Source organism: Campylobacter concisus, assembly GCF_003049065.1.
Taxonomy (GTDB): domain Bacteria; phylum Campylobacterota; class Campylobacteria; order Campylobacterales; family Campylobacteraceae; genus Campylobacter_A; species Campylobacter_A concisus_BE.
The window spans coordinates 118,275-137,285 of sequence record NZ_PISC01000006.1; the positions used below are offsets into that span (position 1 = coordinate 118,275).

Annotated in this window: 18 protein-coding genes; 13 read left to right on the forward strand and 5 right to left on the reverse strand. The window is 40.2% G+C overall.

Annotated elements, in window-relative coordinates:
- The first annotated feature begins 179 nt into the window (after positions 1-179).
- Positions 180-410 carry a hypothetical protein gene (locus CVS81_RS10055; RefSeq protein WP_234399536.1) on the forward strand — a complete coding sequence of 77 codons (231 nt, stop codon included), beginning with the start codon at positions 180-182 and terminating at the stop codon, positions 408-410.
- 31 nt (positions 411-441) lie between these two features.
- Here CVS81_RS10055 and aroC read toward each other — a convergent pair whose 3' ends face one another.
- The 4 genes from aroC to CVS81_RS06665 are packed head-to-tail and all read right to left on the reverse strand — an operon-like array spanning position 442 to position 3,623.
- Positions 442-1,509 (reverse strand): chorismate synthase, encoded by a 1,068-nt coding sequence (aroC, locus tag CVS81_RS06650; protein ID WP_107965480.1) that lies wholly within the window; start codon positions 1,507-1,509, stop codon positions 442-444.
- Positions 1,510-1,517: 8 nt separating this feature from the next.
- Positions 1,518-2,189 (reverse strand): ribonuclease III, encoded by a 672-nt coding sequence (gene rnc, locus CVS81_RS06655; RefSeq protein WP_103590185.1) that lies wholly within the window; start codon positions 2,187-2,189, stop codon positions 1,518-1,520.
- Positions 2,186-2,620 (reverse strand): ribonuclease HI, encoded by a 435-nt coding sequence (gene rnhA / locus CVS81_RS06660; protein ID WP_107965481.1) that lies wholly within the window; start codon positions 2,618-2,620, stop codon positions 2,186-2,188. The genes rnc and rnhA overlap by 4 nt, the downstream gene beginning before the upstream one ends.
- Complete coding sequence (locus CVS81_RS06665) at positions 2,598-3,623, reverse strand: tetratricopeptide repeat protein (RefSeq protein ID WP_035142772.1); 1,026 nt, start codon at positions 3,621-3,623, stop codon at positions 2,598-2,600. Before CVS81_RS06665 ends, rnhA begins: the two co-directional genes overlap by 23 nt.
- Before the next feature lie 61 nt (positions 3,624-3,684).
- Here CVS81_RS06665 and dnaG point away from each other — a divergent pair, with 61 nt between their 5' ends.
- The 12 genes from dnaG to CVS81_RS06725 all read left to right on the forward strand — a co-directional run bounded on the left by dnaG (position 3,685) and on the right by CVS81_RS06725 (position 17,873).
- A complete protein-coding gene (dnaG, locus tag CVS81_RS06670; protein WP_199907167.1) occupies positions 3,685-5,397 on the forward strand; it encodes a DNA primase in 1,713 nt (570 codons plus the stop codon).
- Between the two features lie 98 nt (positions 5,398-5,495).
- Positions 5,496-6,734, forward strand: coding sequence for a M20 family metallo-hydrolase (locus CVS81_RS06675; protein WP_107965483.1), 1,239 nt, complete (start codon positions 5,496-5,498; stop codon positions 6,732-6,734).
- Positions 6,735-6,736: 2 nt separating this feature from the next.
- Positions 6,737-8,056 carry an amidohydrolase gene (locus tag CVS81_RS06680; RefSeq protein ID WP_103581621.1) on the forward strand — a complete coding sequence of 440 codons (1,320 nt, stop codon included), beginning with the start codon at positions 6,737-6,739 and terminating at the stop codon, positions 8,054-8,056.
- Positions 8,053-8,751 (forward strand): dipeptidase PepE, encoded by a 699-nt coding sequence (pepE, locus tag CVS81_RS06685; protein ID WP_107965484.1) that lies wholly within the window; start codon positions 8,053-8,055, stop codon positions 8,749-8,751. The genes CVS81_RS06680 and pepE overlap by 4 nt, the downstream gene beginning before the upstream one ends.
- Positions 8,752-8,765: 14 nt before the next feature.
- Complete coding sequence (dcuC, locus tag CVS81_RS06690) at positions 8,766-10,076, forward strand: C4-dicarboxylate transporter DcuC (RefSeq protein WP_107965485.1); 1,311 nt, start codon at positions 8,766-8,768, stop codon at positions 10,074-10,076.
- Between the two features lie 9 nt (positions 10,077-10,085).
- Positions 10,086-11,309, forward strand: coding sequence for a peptidase T (pepT, locus tag CVS81_RS06695; protein ID WP_107965486.1), 1,224 nt, complete (start codon positions 10,086-10,088; stop codon positions 11,307-11,309).
- A 59-nt stretch (positions 11,310-11,368) separates the two neighbouring features.
- Positions 11,369-12,358, forward strand: coding sequence for an argininosuccinate synthase domain-containing protein (locus tag CVS81_RS06700; protein ID WP_107965487.1), 990 nt, complete (start codon positions 11,369-11,371; stop codon positions 12,356-12,358).
- 191 nt (positions 12,359-12,549) lie between these two features.
- On the forward strand, positions 12,550-14,124 hold the full coding sequence (locus CVS81_RS06705; protein ID WP_107965488.1) for a retention module-containing protein: 1,575 nt from the start codon (positions 12,550-12,552) through the stop codon (positions 14,122-14,124).
- 325 nt (positions 14,125-14,449) lie between these two features.
- Complete coding sequence (locus CVS81_RS06710) at positions 14,450-15,472, forward strand: ABC transporter substrate-binding protein (protein ID WP_107965489.1); 1,023 nt, start codon at positions 14,450-14,452, stop codon at positions 15,470-15,472.
- 88 nt (positions 15,473-15,560) lie between these two features.
- Positions 15,561-15,803: a type II toxin-antitoxin system Phd/YefM family antitoxin gene (locus tag CVS81_RS06715; protein ID WP_107965490.1), complete on the forward strand. Its 243-nt coding sequence runs from the start codon at positions 15,561-15,563 to the stop codon at positions 15,801-15,803.
- Between the two features lie 68 nt (positions 15,804-15,871).
- The gene (locus CVS81_RS06720; protein ID WP_107965491.1) at positions 15,872-16,636 is read left to right on the forward strand and encodes a DUF996 domain-containing protein; all 765 of its coding nucleotides are present in this window, start codon (positions 15,872-15,874) and stop codon (positions 16,634-16,636) included.
- Between the two features lie 145 nt (positions 16,637-16,781).
- Positions 16,782-17,873, forward strand: a complete 1,092-nt coding sequence (locus CVS81_RS06725) for a site-specific integrase (protein ID WP_234399537.1) — start codon at positions 16,782-16,784, stop codon at positions 17,871-17,873.
- Between the two features lie 74 nt (positions 17,874-17,947).
- On the opposite strand, the gene CVS81_RS06730 is transcribed toward CVS81_RS06725, so the two are convergent.
- Positions 17,948-19,011 (reverse strand): thioredoxin reductase (locus CVS81_RS06730; RefSeq protein ID WP_107965497.1); only part of this gene is annotated, 1,064 nt, incomplete at its 5' end.

The window sequence follows — 19,011 nt, forward strand, 5'->3', positions numbered from 1 at the left end:
GCTAAATTTGAGTGCAAAGACCCAGCATCAAAGATATCGCCTCCACTCATAGCTAAATAGCTCCGTGACCAGAAACTACGCCAAGCTGAGCGCTAGAGAGCCGATGCTTATAAATGTAAATGAAGGCATAGCAACTGGCAACGTGGTGAGAATGTTTAGCGACATGTGTGAAATTTTAGTTGGCGCGCTTGCTACTCATCATCCCAGAGCACGTCATCGCCATCTGCGAAGGCGCATGGTACGAACCTGAAGTGCTAGGCGAGAAGAGCCTTTGCAAGCATGGCTGCGTCAATGTGCCAATTAGCGACAAAGGCACATCCGGAACCACTCAAAGCAACTGCGGATACGGGGTCTTAGCAAATTTAGAAAAATTTAAAGACGAGATCAAGCTGGTCGCTGTAAATTTCTAAATTTAGCCATCGCTTTGTGGCTAAGTCAAATTTAGCCGTAAATTTTCTTTAAATTTTCAAGCTTTGTGCTTGCATTTAGTAAGAGCATATCAGCAAGAACCAGCCTTATCATCGCAGTTGCTACGACGCTGCCACGTATGCCTATACAAGGATCATGCCTGCCTCTTAGTTCAAAATCCACCGTCTCGCCAGCTAAATTTAGCGTCTTTTGCTCTTTAAATATCGAAGGCGTTGGCTTAAAATGGCTCTTTAGTACTATCTCAGCGCCGCTACTTATGCCTCCAAGTATGCCACCAGCGTTGTTGCTCAAAAAGCCAAGCTCGTCCATCTCGTCGTTGTTTGCTGAGCCAAGCATAGAGCTTACATTTACGCCAGCGCCGATCTCTACGGCTTTTACGCCGTTTATGCCCATTAAAGCAGCTGCCAAAGCGCCATCAAGCCTATCATAAAGTGGCTCGCCAAGACCAGCTGGCACGCCTCTAGCCACGCTTAAAACCACAGCTCCGACGCTATCGTGCTCGCTTCTAGCTTTATTTACCGCCTCTTTCATCGCCTCTTCGTTACCAAGGGCGTAAATTTGCGAATTTTGGGCAAAATCAAAATCAACCTTGTCGCTAATAACTTTGCCAATGCCAAGCACGCCGCTTAAAACCTCGATCTTAAATTCATTTAAAAGTAGCTGTGCAAATGCCCCACCAGCGACCCTAACTGCCGTCTCTCTGGCACTCGCACGCCCACCGCCTCTGTGGTCTCTAATGCCATATTTTTTAAAATATGTTAGATCAGCATGCCCAGGGCGGAAAATTTCACGTAAATTTTCATAGTCATTTGACTTTTGGTTGTTGTTAAAAATGGCAAAACCTATCGGCGCTCCAGTGCTCATGCCATCAAAGACGCCGCTAAAAATTTCTATCTTATCAGCCTCATCTCTTGCCGTTGTGAAGCTATTTTGCCCAGGGCGACGCTTATCAAGCTCGCCTTGGATGAAGTCTATATCGATCTTTAGCCCAGCAGGTAGGCCGTCTATCACGCCACCGATCGCCACTCCATGGCTCTCGCCAAAGCTAGTTAAGGTTAGTTTTTTGCCAAATGTATTCAAAATTTATCCTATTTTTTGATTTTTTCTAGTGCTATTTTTGCTGCGAGCTGCTGGGCTTGCTTTTTTGAGCTTCCAACGGCACGTGAAATTTCTTTGCCATTTAATAGCAAGGCTATCTCAAATTCTTTCTTGTGATCAGGCCCAAAAGAGCCTATGAGCTCGTATGTTGGTATGACGCCAAGGGTTGCTTGAGTGACCTCTTGAAGGGCGGTTTTGTAGTCCTTTTCAAGGTGTGCAAAGTCGATCTGTGGATAGCAAAGCTCAAGCAAGGCGATCGAAATTTCTCTAACTTTATCAAGTCCAGCCTCTAGGTAGATAGCGCCCATCACTGCCTCAAATGCGTCACTTAAAATGCTATCTTTCTCTCTACCGCCGTTGTTTTCCTCAGCTTGGCTAAGCCTTAAAAACTCGCCCATTTTTAGCCGTCTAGCCATATTTGCAAAGCTTTTTTCATTGACAAGCGCGGCACGAAGTTTGCTCATATCGCCCTCTGCGATCTTGCTAAATTTCTTAAAAAGATACTCAGCCACGAGCAGATCCATCACCGCATCGCCCAAAAACTCAAGCCTCTCGTTATTTAACGCCTGCTTAGTGCTCTTGTGAGTTAGCGCCTCTTCTAAAAGCTCAGATTTTTTAAATTTATAGCCAAGATTACGTTCAAATTCTTCTAAATTTTTCATATCTTATTCTCATCTTTTATTTTTAATGCCTCGTCTCTTGCCATCTGGTCGCACTCTTCGTTTTCAGGGTGCCCAGCGTGCCCCTTGACCCAGCTAGCCACGACTTTATGCGGTCTTGAGATTTCTAAATACTCCTGCCAAAGCTCGACATTTTTTACATTTTTAAAATTTCTCTTTTGCCAGTTTGCAAGCCACTCATTTATGCTATTTACCACGTATGAGCTATCGGTAAAAAGCCTTACCTCGCAGGGCTCTTTTAGCGCTTTTAGCCCCATTATCGCAGCTTTTAGCTCCATTTGGTTATTTGTCGTATATGCCTCGCCGCCACTTTCTTTTTTCTGCGCTTCGTTAAATCTCAAAATGTAAGCCCAGCCGCCAGCTCCAGGGTTTCCAAGGCATGAGCCATCACTAAAAAGTGTTACTATCTTCACTTGATTTTTCTGTGATGTGGGATAAAATTTTGACACTTCCTAGCTCGTGACAGACCGGACAGCGGTAAAAGTGCATAGGAAATGAGTTTTTGCAGTTTTTGCAAACGTAGTTAAAGCTTAACCCAGCCGCGTCAAATTTAGCGTCCTTTAGCCTTTTTATGACATTTAGCTCAAAGCCGTAAATTTCGCATGGACCTTCTATATCGCCCTTTGCGTAAAAGAGTGATTTGTATTTTGCATCGTCTAAATTTATAGGCGTTTTTAGGTTGTAAAGCAGATCCAGCACATCTTCAAATTTGGCAAAATCTTTTAAATTTTCTAAATTTTCATTGTGTCTTATGAAAAGCGCTAAGATCATGCGCTTTAAAAGCTCAAAATTTTGACTAAGGTGCGAGAGAATTTCTACCTTTTCGCTAAAGCTTAAATTTCTATCATCAAGCGTGCTGATAGCCTTTATATAGGCCTTTTGATCTTTTACATTTGTCCCTAGCTCTTCAAGAGAATTTAGCGCATAAAGTGCTTCTTTATAGTTTTTAAGCTTCTCATCTATCATCGTTAAAAAGCGCAGTGCTAGGACATTTCTAGGACTTAGCTCAAGCGCTTTTTCAAAGACTTCGCTGGCTTTTTTTAAAAATCCAGCCTTAAAATAGACCTCTCCAAGCTCGTTTAGGATAAATTCCTTCTCGTTTTTATCTTTTACCTTTTCAAGTGCGATGAGATAGACGCCTATCGATTTTTCAAAGTCACCATTTTTAGCAAATGTCTGACCTAGCATGCTAAGGCTTGGTATATCTACTTCCGGGCTTTTTAGCATCTGCTTGTGCTCGTCGCTTATGCCATCTTTGCTGTCAAATTTCTTGATAAATTTCTCGATGCGTTTTTTCTCATCTTTACTTGAAAATATGCCCCAAGCATAGCTTAAAGCCGCGATCATCAAGATGATACTAAATAGAATAATAAGGCTAAATATCGGATCTCTGTGTCCAATGAAAAAAATATCCACGCTTATACTTTGTAATAAAATTTTACTTTAATTATAACAAAGCAGTTGTATAATTTTGCTTATGATAGATCCAAAATCCATTGAAAAATTAAAAAACCAAATAGACATTGTTAATATCATCGAGCAGTATATCCCAGTTAAAAAGATGGGCTCAAGCTACAAGTGCGTCTGTCCGTTTCACGACGACAAAAACCCAAGCATGAGCATAAATCAAAACAAACAGATGTATCACTGTTTTGCCTGCAAAGCTGGCGGAGATGCGGTTAAATTTGTGATGGATTATGAAAAGCTAACCTACCCAGAGGCGATAGAAAAGATCGCTCAAATTTCAAATTTCAGCCTTGAATACACAAACGACAAGGTGCCAACGCAAAAAGAAAATAAGCACATTTTAGAAAAGGTAAATGCCTTTTATAGAAGTGAGTTTTACAAAAACGAAGCGGCCATTAGATATATCAAGTCGCGCGGTATAAATGACGCTATGATAGAGAAATTTGAGCTTGGCTGGGCTGGAGATAGTAAAAGCACCATTAGGCTTTTACAAAATGAAAATATCGACCCAAAAGAGGCGATAGACTCTGGCATCGTAAAGCAAAATGAAAAGGGGATTTACGCTAGTTTCATAGAGCGCATAACCTTTCCCATCTACTCACACACTACAAGGCTAGTTGGCTTTGGTGGTAGGACGATCTCAGACCACCCTGCAAAATATGTAAATTCGCCCCAAAGTGCGCTCTTTGATAAGTCAAAGCTACTTTACGGCTACCACCTAGCTAGGCAAAGCATCTTTGAGAAAAATCAGATAATAATAACTGAAGGCTATCTTGATGTCATCATGCTTCACTACGCTGGCTTTACAAACGCAGTTGCTGTGCTTGGAACGGCGCTTACTACTAGCCACTTGCCACTTTTAAAAAGGGGCGAGATAAGCGTGGTGCTTTGCTTTGACGGAGATGGCGCTGGCATAAATGCAGCCATAAAGTCGGCTCACCTGTTAAGCATAAATAAGATAGATACAAAAGTAGTCATCATAAGTAACGGCGCAGATCCCGCTGATATGGTCTTTGCAGGCAAGATAAAGGAGCTTAATGAGCTCTTTGGCTCTGGCGAGGACGCGGTGAAATTTTATATAGAAAAGATCATGCAAAAGTATGACATAACCCGTTCAATGCAAAGAGATAACTGCCTAAGCGAGATAAAAGCCTATATGGACGAGCTTGGAGAGGAGATAGCAAGCTCGTATGTGACTGAGGTAGCGGCAAGATTTAACCTCACTCCACAAAGCGTGGCAGATAGGTTTGGGCTAAAGCAGAAGCCAAAAAATGAAGCTAAATTTAAAAGAGAGTTTAGAAAAAAAGAGAAAGATGAATTTAGCAACTCTGTCATGGTAGATGAGGTGCCAGCTGTGATGAACAAAGACCCGCTTGAGTTTGCACTTTTTAAAACCATGCTAAACAACCCAAACTACAGAGATGAGATACTCTCAAAGCTTGGAGCTAGATACTTTATAAAGCATCCTGAGTATCTAAACGCCATCCTTTATAGATACGACGTGAGCGATGAGGAGATGGTTAGAGAAATTTTAATGGACGAAAATATCCATGAGATCACCGATGCAACCACTTTGCAAAAGGCTATTTTAAATATGCAAATCGCATTTTACGAGAACGAACAGCAAATTTTAAAGGGCTCTGACAACCCAAATAAGATAGAAATTTTAGAAAAACTACTATTTATCATCAAAGATCTCAAGACTCAGCTTTATAAAATTTAAAAACTCACACTTTTTCAGCTTCAAATCATAAAACAAAATGTAAAATGCTTAAAGTAATAAATCTTTTTAAGATTGGTTTTATATTTTAAGGATTTATGATGATAGACGCTAAAAGATTTGAGAGAAATTTTAACGCTATAAGCGAGTTTGGAGCGCTAAAAGGTGGAGGGCTAACAAGGCTAGCCTTTAGCAAAGAGGACCTTGAAGCAAGAAAATTTCTTATAAATTTGATAGAAAAAAATGGCTTTAAACTTAAAATTGACAATGTCGGCAATATCTTTGCTATCTATGATGAAGGCTGCGAGGCAGACGCGAAGCCAGTTTGCGTGGGCTCTCACATAGATAGCGTGCCAAATGGTGGCTTTTATGACGGCACACTTGGCGTCATGGCTGGTCTTGAGGCACTAAGCTCTATAAAAGAGGCTGGCATCAAGCTAAAGCGCCCACTTTGGCTCATAAATTTTAGCTGTGAGGAGTCAAGCCGCTTTAAGACAGCCACTATCGGCAGCAAGATAATAAGTGGCAAACTAAGCGAGCAAAGACTTCACGAGCTAAAAGATGAAGATGGCATCTCGCTTTTTGAGGCGATGAGTGCGGCTGGGTTTAAACCACAAAATTTAGATGAAGCCATCCTAAAAGAAAACTCCCTACACGCCTATCTTGAGCTTCACATCGAGCAAGGTCCAGTGCTTGAGCGAAGCGGCATAAGCGTTGGCGTGGTAAGCGGGATCGCAGCGCCTATTAGATTTGAGATCACAATACAGGGCAAGGCTGATCACAGCGGCGCAACTCCTATGAATATGCGCAGTGACGCCCTGCTTGCAGCCTCACACATCATAATCGCAGCCAATAAATTTGCCAAAAACAAAAAAACAGCCGTCGCAACCGTTGGCTACGTGCATGCAAAACCAGGTGTTTTAAACGTCGTGCCAGGCGAGGCAAGGCTTGGCGTTGATCTAAGAGATATCGACAAGGCTAGCTTAGAGGAGCTAAATTTAGAGCTTAGAAATTTTGTGGGTGAGCTAAGCTGTGAGCTTAAATTTAGCTACGAGATAAGAGAGCTAAGCAGCGACGAGCCAGTAAAACTAAGCGAACACGCCATAAATTTACTTGAAGATGAAGCCAAAAAGCTTGGCATAAAAACGCTTACTTTGCCAAGTGGGGCTGGGCATGATGCGATGAATTTAATAAAGCTCGCAAGTAGCGTTGGTATGCTCTTTATCCCTTGTGTGGATGGTATCAGTCACAACACTAAAGAGGCGATAAATTTCAAAGACGCAGTAGCCGCAACAAAAATTTTGACAAACGCACTAATTAGACTTTCAAACGAGGAGTAGTCATGGACAAAATAGCAAAATTAGCACTATCTTTAAAAGAGGATATGATCAAAGATCGCAGATACTTTCACTCGCACCCAGAAACTGGCTGGTTTACCTTTTTTACGACTGCGGTTTTGGCAAAAAGGCTTAGCGAGCTAGGATATGAAGTGAAGCTTGGCGAAGAGGTCGTAAAGAGCGATGCAAGGCTTGGAGTTGGCAGCAAAGAGCAGTGCCAAAAGGCGATCGAGCGGGCAAAAAGCCTTTTAAATCCTGACGAGGCAAAATACCTTGAATGCATGAAAGATGGCCTAACTGGCTTAACAGCCTTCATCGATACAAAAAGGCCTGGTAAATTTAGCGCATTTAGATTTGACATTGATAGCGTTGATGTGACAGAGAGCGCAGAGGCTGCTCATAGACCTTGTAAGGAGGGCTTTGGCTCAGATATCGCTGGTATCACGCACGCTTGTGGGCACGATGGACACATGGCGATGGGTCTAGCGCTTGCAAAGCTGATCGCTAAAAATTTAGACGATTTTAACGGTAAATTTAAATTTATATTTCAAACTGCAGAAGAGGGCACAAGAGGCGCTGTGGCTATGGAGGCTGCTGGGGTGCTTGATGGGGTTGAGTACCTACTTGGCGGACATATCGGCTTTCAAGCAGAAACAAATGGTGGCATAGTTTGTGGCACAAACAAACTGCTTGCAACTTCTAAATTTGACGTGCATATCACTGGCCGTTCAGCTCACGCAGCAGGAGCGCCGCAAGAGGGAGCAAACGCCCTTTTAGCCGCTGCTCAAATGGCTCTAAATATGCATGGCATCACAAGACACGCAAAGGGTGTGACTAGGATAAATGTGGGCGTTTTAAGAGCAGGCGAGGGCAGAAATGTCATAGCTCCAAACGGCTATCTAGCCTGCGAAACAAGGGGTGAGGATACAAATTTAAATGAATTTATGTATAAAAAATGCATGGATATCGTAAAAGGTGTGAGTGAAATTTATGACGTCGATAGCAAAGTCGTGATGACTGGGGGCACAAGCGGGGCAAATAGCGACAAAGAGGTGACTGAAATTTTCTATGAAGCGGCAAAGCAAAGCCCATTTATAGATGACGATAAGATCGTTAAAGAGCTTGACTTTGGCGCTTGCGAGGACTTCGCTCACTTTATGAGAGCTTTGCAAGATAGGGGCGCAAAGAGCGGATATATGATGATCGGTACAAATTTAAAAGCAGGCCATCACAACAGCAAATTTGACTTTGACGAGGAGTGCTTGGTCGCTGGGGTTGATATCTATCTAAGGGCTGCTTACAAACTAAATGGAGCTAAAAAATGAAAAATGCTTTACTAATCAGCGCTTCAAGCTACCAAGATACTGGCTACTTGAGACACTGCAAAAACTGGGTCAAGGACTTCTTGGGTGAGAGTGGTAAGGAGGAGATTTTATTTATCCCTTACGCTGGAGTTAGACGAAGTAATGACGAATATGAGCAAAAGGTGATCGACCGCCTAAAAAACAAAAATATAAAGTCGATCCACCACTACGAGGATAAAATTTCAGCTATCAAAAATGCCAGCAGTATCGCAGTTGGCGGTGGCAATACCTTTATGCTGCTTTACACGCTTTATAAGCTAAATTTAATTGAGCCTATAAAAGAGGCTGTGGCAAATGGCGCAAAATACTTTGGCTGGTCAGCAGGCGCAAATATCGCTGGCAAGACGATGATGACGACAAATGATATGCCTATCATCATGCCAAAGTCCTTTGATAGCCTAAATATCTTCCCATATCAGATCAATCCGCACTTCATAAGTGGCAAACTAGCAGGTCATAACGGCGAGAGCAGGGAGGAGAGGCTAGAGGAGTTTTTGATAGCTAATCCAAAAGATACTATCTATGCTTTGCCTGAGGGCACAGCTTTGCTTATAGGAGGCGACGAGGCTGAGGTCATAGGACATAGCGAAATTTTAAAATTTGAGTATCAAAAAGAGATAGAAAAAATAGAAGTTGGAACTAAATTTAAAATCTAAACAAGGAGAGAGGTATGGAATCATTTAAGCTAATTGCTGCCATTCTTGGCATCGTTGCAGTTGTAGCACTTCTAGTCTTAAAAAAAGAGACAAGAACGGTGCTAATAGGTGTTGGTTTGGTGCTTTGTATAATCGCACTAAAACCGATGGGGGCACTAAGTGCTTTTACTGACTATATGACTAAAGCAGGGCTTATAAAGGCTATTTGTGCGAGTATGGGTTTTGCTTTTGTTATGAAATATACAATGTGCGATAAGCACCTTGTTGCGCTTCTTACAAAGCCACTTAGAAACGTGGGATTTATCTTGATCCCTGTAACAACCGTGCTAACTTACTTTATAAATATCGCTATCCCTTCAGCTGCTGGCTGCTCGGCTGCTGTTGGTGCGACGCTTATACCACTTCTAATGGCTTCAGGCGTTCGCCCTGCGATGGCTGGTGCGGCTGTTTTTGCAGGTACATTTGGCTCAGTCTTAAGCCCAGGCTCTGCGCACAACATATATGTGGCTGATCTTGTTAAAAAGACAGTTGAGGGCTACACAGTTCAAGACATCATAAAAGTGCAAATTCCTAGCGCATTTACAGCCCTTGCTATCGTAGTTGTCATGCTAACTATCGTCGCAATATTATTTAAAGACTATCAAAAAGGTACAAATTTCACTCTTGACAGCAGTGCCTCAAGCGAAGAGAAGTCAGCGTTTAAAGTAAATTTGATCTACGCTCTTATGCCACTTGTCCCACTTGTCATCTTGATTATTGGTGGAACAAGCCTTGCAAAAGACTACAGCTTTTTGGCATGGACAAAGATGGGCGTTGCTGAGGCGATGATACTTGGTGCTATCATAGCTATCTTTGCTACGCTTACAAACCCACAAAAGATCACAAAAGAGTTCTTTAACGGCATGGGTCACGCTTACGCTGATGTTATCGGTATCATCATCGCAGCTGGCGTCTTTGTCGCAGGTCTAAAGGCGTGCGGCGCTGTTGATGTGGTCATCGCATGGCTTAAAACTGATCAAAGCTACGTTAAATTTGGCGGAACATTTGTGCCATTTATCATGGGTATAGTTACAGGCTCAGGCGACGCTGCTACATTTGCATTTAACGAAGCTGTTACAACAAACGCTGCTGCTCTTGGCTTTGAGCAAGATAAGCTTGGTATGGCTGCGGCAATCGCTGGCTCACTTGGACGTTCAGCTTCTCCGATCGCTGGAGCTGCTATCGTTTGTGCAGGTATTGCTATGGTTAGCCCAGTCGAGCTTGCAAAAAGGACATTTTTGGGTATGTTTCTCTCTGTTGTGGCGATCGCATTTTTCGTCATCTAAGGATGAAAGATGGATATCGTAGAGAGATTTATAAACTATACGAAATTTAACACCACGACAAATAAAGAGAATGGATTAAAAGGCATTATGCCTTCTAATCCAACCGAGTATGAGCTGGCTAAATTTATCAAAGATGAGCTTAGCTCGCTTGGCATAAAAGATATCATCTTGCAAGATAGTGCCATCTTGATAGCAAAGATCCCTGCAAACTGCGAAAACGCTCCAAGTATCGCCTTTTTTGCGCACTTAGATACAAGTAGCGAGCAAAAAAACGACACAAAAGCGAAGATAGTAAAATACACAGGCGGCGACATCTGCCTAAACGAAGAGCAGGGCATCTACCTTAAATTTAGCGACAACCCAGAGCTTAAAAAATACGTTGGCGACGACATAGTCGTGACTGACGGCACTAGCTTGCTTGGCGCTGATGATAAGGCTGCGATCGCTAGCATCGTAAATATGGCTAGCTTTTTCATGCAAAATCCTGATGTAAAGCATGGCAAGATCGTGATCTGCTTTGTGCCTGATGAGGAGCAGGGCTTGCTTGGCGCAAAGGCACTTGATGTAAATTTGCTAGGAGCTGACTTTGGCTACTGCTTAGACTGCTGCGAGATAGGCGAGCTAATATATGAAAACTGGAATGCAGCTGACTGCACGATGGTCTTTAAAGGCGTTTCGGCTCACCCGATGAACGCAAAGGGCAAGCTAGTAAATTCACTACTTCTTGCGCATAAATTTATCTCGCTTTTGCCAGGCGGCGAAGTGCCAGAGTGCACCGAGGGCAAAGAGGGCTATTTCTGGGTAAAAGAGCTTAGCGGAAACAGCGCAAAAACGACGCTCAAGATCGATATAAGAGAATTTGACGAGGTGAAATTTCAAAAGAGGCTTGAGTTTTTAAGCGAGATGGCAAATTCTTTTAATAAAATTTATGCAGATTGCTGCGAGATCACGCTAAAAACACGCTATGAAAATGTCTTTAAATTTTTAAAAGATGAAAACTCACTGCCTATAAAACTGGCAAAAGATGCCTTTAGCGAGCTAAATATCACGCCAAACATAAAGCCGATGCGTGGCGGATACGACGGCGCTGCGATCTCTGCAAAGGGCGTGCCAACGCTAAATTTATTCACAGGCGGAAACAACTTTCACTCTATCTTCGAGTACTTGCCAGTTAGCAGCCTAAAAGCCGCAAGCGAAGTGATTAAAAAAATCGTAATTAACGCTGCTAAATAAACTTCATAAAAGCCTAGATTTAGTAAATTTAGGCTTTAAATTTTACTTTCAGGACAAAAATGAAGGCTTTAGCTTTGTTTAGCGGAGGGCTTGATAGCATGCTCTCTATGAAAATAATAAGCGATCAAAACATCGAAGTGGTCGCACTTTATATGGATACTGGATTTGGCGTGGATGAGGAGAAGCACGAAGTTTTAAGGCGCCGTGCAGCCTTGGCTGGAGCTAGCCTAAAGGTGGTTGATATGAGAAACGAGTATCTTCGTGACGTGCTTTTTAACCCAAAATACGGCTATGGCAAGCAGTTTAACCCTTGTATCGACTGCCACGGATATATGTTTAAAATCGCTCTTAATATGCTAAAAAGCGAAAATGCAAATTTTATAATCACAGGCGAAGTCGTAGGACAAAGGCCGATGAGCCAGCGCAGAGACGCACTTTTTCAGGTTAAGCGCCTAGCTGATGACGAGGATGATCTAGTGCTTCGTCCGATGTGTGCTAAGCTCTTGCCGCCAACTAAGCCAGAGCGCGAGGGCTGGGTCGATAGAGAGAAGCTGCTTGATATAAGCGGGCGTGATAGAAAGCCGCAGCTTGCTTTGGCGAAGGAATTTGGCTTTGAGGACTTTGCAACGCCTGGAGGTGGGTGTTTGCTAACGATCGAGAGCTTTGCAGTAAAGATAAAAGACTACTTGAAATTTGACAAAGAGATGCGAGATATCGACGTTACGTGGCTAAAACTTGGTAGGCATCTGCGCTTGGTAGATGGCGCTAAAATGATAATAGGGCGTGATGAGAGTGATAACAACGCACTTTTAGCCCATCCAAATGATAAATTTGAGCAGGTTAAATTTAAAGAGAGCGATGACATCGTGGGAGCTGTTAGCTTTATAAGCAAAAATGCTAGCAAAGCCGACAAAGAGCTTGCTGCAAGGCTCGCGCTAGCTTATACAAAAGCTAGCAGAGATGATGAATTTGAAGTTAGCATCGCTAATGAGAAATTTATTATTAGGCCTGAAGATAAAAAGCTAGCACAAGAGTTTTTTGTGAAGTAAGCTTAAATTTGCAAAGAAATTTGCTCTAAATTTCTTTGCAATACCTAAAATTTTATAACTATTTCAAACCCCCACAAAATCTAAATTTACAAAATTCCCAGTCATAAATATGTCACAATTGTACCGAAGTACAATGGTTTGATTTTGATAAAATCGCTAAATTTACGAAAAAATTTAAAAAAGGGAGACACATGTCAAAGGAAATAGGCGTAGTAAAAAATGTAACGCGAGGAAGCGTAAAAGCTATAAGCCTAACAGGTGAAAGCAGAGAATTAAAAGTAGGTGATATAGTATATCAAGGAGAAAAGATAGTCACTGAATCAACTGATGCAAAAGTAGTAATAGCAAAAGCAGATGGAAAAGAGATAAGCCTAATAGGTAAAGACTCAATAAATTTAGACCAAAGCGTTAGTGAAAATTCTCAAACAACAGCAGACATAACTTCACTTCAAAAAGCGATCTTAAGTGGTGAAGGTCTAGCTGGTTTAGAAGAGACTGCAGCCGGTGTAAACCAAGCTGGTGGAAACGCTGGAGGTGACGGCGTAAGTCTTGGTGCTGCTAGCTTTGCTCAGGGTGGTCACTACTCAAATATAAATGCGAATTTTAACAACCTCTCATCTCAAGCAAGCGCAAATGCCCCAGTTCAAACAGGTGTAGGTGGTGCAGTTACACTTGACAACCTTGCAGCTGCTATTGACGCGATATATCCAACTAGCAATGTTCCAACTCCCACAATTACAACAATAATAGATGGCAGGTATGGTGGTAAATGGAATGCTGATGTAATAGGTGATCTATCAAATGATAATAGACCATTTATCAAAGGAACAGCAGAGGCTGGATCAATAGTTGAAATCTATGACAATGGTAATAAGATAGATGAAACAAGAGCCTATGATGATGGCACTTGGGAGTATGTGGTGCAAAATGACCTTCCTGATGGAAAGCACACTATCACAACTGTGGCTGTTGTAGATGGCGAAAGAAGCCTTAGCAGCAAAGGAGCTGAGGTTACTATTGATACAACTAAGCCAACAGTAGAGTGGACAGATTTGCCACATAACATTATAAGAAAAAATGTAATTTCTATGAGCGATAGTGATCCTGAGCCATCAATGAGTGGTAAGACTGAGCCAAATTCTGAAATAAATGTAAAAATAGGCAAAATAGAAGATAGTGGAACGCATACAGTTTTTGAAGGCAAGGTAAAAGCTGATGATAATGGTAACTTTACAGTAGATAAAACTACAATGGGTGATGGTTTCCCAGAGCACTTTACGCCTGGCGAATACTCTTTCACAACACAGGTATTTGACCCTGCTGGTAATTCAAGTTTTACAAATTTACCTAAAAACTATACGCCAAAAAATGGTGCATTCTCAATAGAGCGTATATATGATGATGAATTTAGTGATCTAACAGAAGTGCAAGGCGATTATAGTCCTGTTTATAGACCTGTTGATGGGGATAGAAGGCCAACATTTGAGGGCACAGCAGAAGCAAATGCTGAGATCACATTGGTTGTTAAGCATCATGGCTATGATTTTATGACTAATCAGAGAACTCCAGTTGAAATACAAGATATTTTAACAACAAGAGCTGATGAGAATGGCAAATGGAGCGTAGAGGCAAATGTTGATTATAAAGATTCTATGCTTGACTACCACACAGTTGAGGCAAAAGCTACCAACCTATCAGGTGAGACACTTGATCTTACTCCAACTACATTTTTCATGCCAACAACTGCACCCGAAGATCACCTATAATCAATTATGCGAAGAGTTTTTCTCTTCGCTATTTCTTATTATTTAAAAAGTTATTATTTAGCATTAAAATTTATATCTATGTAAATTTCAAGTAAGATAATGTAAGTTACGAAGATGACGCTATGCTAGTAAAAAATGAAACTAAAATAACAAACCTTTTCTTTCAAATTTCTACTCAAATTTAAAAATACCAATCAAATTTCTCTTCAATGTCAAATCTTTATTAAATTATAAAAATATATTATGCATAAATTGCATATTAAAGTAATAGTATATATTATTTACAAGCTAAATATAAAAATATATACTTTATAAAGGAATAAAAATGAAAAGAATTTTCATCGCCTTTTTGTCGCTGCTAATGGCATCTATGCTAAATGCGGCCGAGTTTAGAGAGGTCAAAGATATCTCTGGTGACATCGTCAAAGTCCCTGTAAATGTGGAAAAGATCGCTACGCTTTGGTATGCAAACAACCAGATCGTTTTGATGCTAGGCGGGGCTGATAAGATAGTGGCGACTACCGATCTTATCAAAAACAACAAGTGGTTTGCGCACATCTATCCAAGAATTTCAAGCATCCCAAATGGCGTAAATGGCAAAGACTTGCAGGTAGAAGAGCTAGTCAAACTAAGTCCTGACATCGTCATAGCTGCCGATAAAAAGAACAAAGAAGAGCTAACTAAAAATGGTTTTACTGTGCTTTATCCGTCATTTACAAATCACGCGGATATGAAAAAGAGCGTATCTATCATGGCTGAGGCGATAGGCGGTAACGCACCTAAAATTGCTCAGAAATTTAATGAGTATTTTGACGGCAACCTAAAAAGAGTGCTAAGCAAAACAGATAAGATCGCTGCGTCAGATAGACCAAAAGTGCTTCACATAGCTGATGGCAAAAATTTATTCAAGGTTGATGGCACAAATACGATCATAGATGAGTGGATAAGAGTTGCAGGTGGTCAAAATGCGGTGCAAAAAGCTGGAAATATGCTTGAAATCAATGCCGAAGAGATACCAAATATGAACCCTGATGTCATCATCATAGGCAGAGCCAAAGCTCCAGAAATTTTGAAAAAAATATATGAAAATCCTATCTACGCAGACACTAACGCTGTAAAAAATAAAAGAGTATATGTAAATCCAACTGGCGTCTTTAGCTGGGACAGATACGGCGCTGAGGGAGCTTTGCAAATTTTGTGGGCAGCAAAGATATTGCATCCTGATCTTTTTAAAGATATTAATATCGAAGCTGAGACAAAGAAATTTTATAAAGAATTTTTGCACTATGATCTAAGCGACAAAGAGGTTGGCTACATCTTAAATGGGCTAGGCCCAGAAGGAAAATAGAATATAGTTAGTATAGTTACGACGTCGGAGCTTTTTGGCTATTTTTATAATTTTTAGCATTATTTTAGGTGTTAAATAAAGGATAAAAATGCAAACTATACAAGCAAATTTCACAGCTAGCATAAGCGAGCTAAAAAAGTCTTCAGCTCAAATTTTAAAACAAGCTGGAGATAATGTCGTAGCTATACTAAACCATAATGTCCCTAGTGCTGTCTATGAAAAAATGACAGAGATAATAGAAGAGTATCATCTAAGCAAAGCAGTAGATACTGCTCTAGCAAGTAACGAAAAATCACATTCGTATTATTTGTTTATATATTTTACTTTATAAACTTAAGCCAACACTTTGTTTAACAAATTTATAATAAGCATTTTTATCTTAATCTTAAAGGAATAGACATGAAAGGAACTGTATTAGCTCCTGGCATAATATTAAATGCTGATGATCAGCGTTTTACTTATCTACAAGAAGATGTAGCATCGGTGACAAAAGACGGAGCCGCCATAGTTTTAAAACAAGGCGATGAGGTTGATTTTATCGCAGATGGACAAACTGCAAAACAAATTTATCTTACAAAAACAAAATCTATGAATCTAAATTTAGATAACATAAATTTTGATATCAAAAGCAATGATTTATCTACCATTAGAACGCTGGGATTAGCAGGTTCTGCATTGCCTATTTTGGGCATTATCCCTTTCATTGGGTTTATCTTTTTTATCGCTGGATTTTTATGTATGTTGTTTGCTATATTTAAGCTATCAGATAAAGTCGGTAGTCCTACACTAAAGAAAAACTATATCTTATATCTAGTTGTCGCGGTAGCATCGACTATCCTGATCTCAATCGGCGCGATAACTGGAGCATTAGGCTTTGCTGGTATGGGCTCTGGCTATGCGAATGCTGGTGGGACAGGTGCTATTTTTGGCGTCATTTTAGGCTTAGCGGGCGTTGTGGGTATGATTTATGCATTTTTCAAAGAATTTCAAGTCTATAACGAGCTTTCAAACATATCTGGCGATAAATTTTTCCTATACTATTTTATAGGCTCGGTTGTTGGAACTATTACTGTATTCATATTCATTGGTTATATCTTGTTGATTGCAGCATTTGTTTTACAAATCATCGCATGGTATAGATTACAAGAGATCAAAACAGCTTAAATTTTAATCATAAATCGGAGGGGAATTTCTTGCTCCGATTAAGCTAGTAAAAACAAAAGGTGATGAGAGGAGTGCAGAGCAGATACTATCTGCTAATAGTCATCTAATAGGCAAACGCATAAAAGTTGGAGATAGTAGCTTTGCTGTGGGCAGCTTAAATGATGAGGCAGTCCAAGAATACGAGATAGTGCCATGTTCTCCTAATCAAAGAAAGGTAGAGAGTAGGGAGATCATCACACTAAAAACAGCATTTGAAAATTTTACAGCTAATACTAGCGTTAGCCAAAAGTGGTCAAGTAGCACTATGGATCTGGTAAATATTGTAGGCAATATATTGTTTAAATTCTTTCATCCAAGCAAGGATATCACAACCATATCACGAGATGATCTGCTTAAATTTAGAAATACTTTGGCTCACATACCAACCAAGCTAAACCAAAAAGCCAAATACAAAGACAAAAGCTTAGAGCAGATAATACGCATAGGCAAAAACGATGCCAAGCTATCACAAGTAACCATACAAAAATATATGATAAGAGTAGTGCAGTTCTTTAAGTATTGCTATAACAGCGACTACATAAGTAAGAGCATCGCAAATGACCTAAACGTAAAAGTGGAGATAAATCCAATGGAGCGTAAGGTGCTACCTTATAGTAAAGAAGAGGCTAATTCTATCTTTAAAATAGTCCAAAATTTTAAAGAGACCAACAAGTCACCAAGTAAGCGGATAAGTGCAAATGATCTATACTATATAACTATGATAGCAGCATATAGTGGCATGAGGATAAACGAGATAGTTCAGCTAAGAGCACGTGACATTGTGCAGCACAATAATGTGCTTTGCTTTAGTATAAATAGAGATGATGGTAAGAGCACCAAAAATATAAACTCCATAAGGCTAGTGCCAGTGCATAGCAAGCTAATAGAGCTTGGACTAATGGAGTTTGTAAAACAAAGAGCTAGTGCAAATAAAAGCATCTTCAAAGTAAGTAACAAAGACTTTTCAGAAATTTTTAGATCGCAAATACAACGAAAGCTAATAAGCAGCAACAAGCAAAAGACTTTTTACTCGTTTAGGCACTATTTTATAGATACGCTTGTCCAACAAGAAGTGGAGCCAAATATCATAGCTCAAATAGTAGGACATGAGAAGCAGTATAAAATTTTACTTGGAACATATGCCACAAACATAAACGCTAGTGTGCTAAAAGCAAAAGTTGAAATGGTGTGCTATTAGATATTAGATGTATGGTTTATAATGGATACATGCTTTTTTCTATAAACCATAATCTATTACTTGATATTAAAGTGTTAATCCTTTATGTTATGTTCTTTGGCATAGCTTAGGATCTTAGCTCTAAGATCTTCAGGGAAGCTATCTCTATACATCACTGGTGTTAGAGGATTTAGCTTTTTATCTAATTTACCAGCCTCATATAGTCTTGTTAGCTCTTCTGGTGTGTTGTAGTATGGTGCATTTGGATATCCCTCTGGTGGGGTTAGGGACATTATTTTGGCTTCTAATATACCAGAGTCTCTATTTAACATAACTTGCTTTAATTCAGTATCATCTGGCTCTGCGACATCATAAGGGGCTTGAAAATCATGCAAGGTTTCTTTTGCATATTTCAAAAATTCTTCTCTAGTAGTCTCATTTGCGTCAAGATCTCTAGGGTCCAGTAGCTTGCCTTTATCCTCTACCATTTCTCTTAAGTGATGAACAGTATCAGCTATTGGATCAAGTATAACCCCACCTCTATTAAAATCCATCACGAAATAGCTTCCTACTATCTCATCAAGATAAGGCATCATTCCATATTCATCTAGTGGGGGATTTTTAGCTAGTCTTCTAAATTCTTCAGCCATTTGTAAATTTTTATTAAGACCTACTAGATAGGTAGAGTATTGAAACATGTCGGCTAATGCCTCCAAGGCTCCGTCTTGACCAAGCTGGGCTGATAGAAACATTGATTGATATGCTCTTGCTTTAAATCCTGCATAGCCTAGTCCAACACCTCCTGAAAATCCAACAGTGCTTCCTAATACTCCAGCACATATATTCCACTCTGCTGCAAATAGTTCTGATTTTAATGTACCTTTGTGGGCATTTACTTCATCATAAATTTCAGCATACTCTGGCTTTGTTAGTTTGCCATTACTATCTACTCTACCTATTGCATCTTCTGGTATATCTATCATAGTACATCTTAGATTACTTCTTTTTACTAGATAGATATATCTATCTCTCTTATCTTTTAAGCTTTCATAGTAGGCTTTTTCTGATTTAGTCCAAGGAGATAGTTTATTTGAGCTTGCTTTATAGCTAATGTCTAGCCATGGTTTAAATGATAGATAGTCTGTTTGACCTAGAGAAT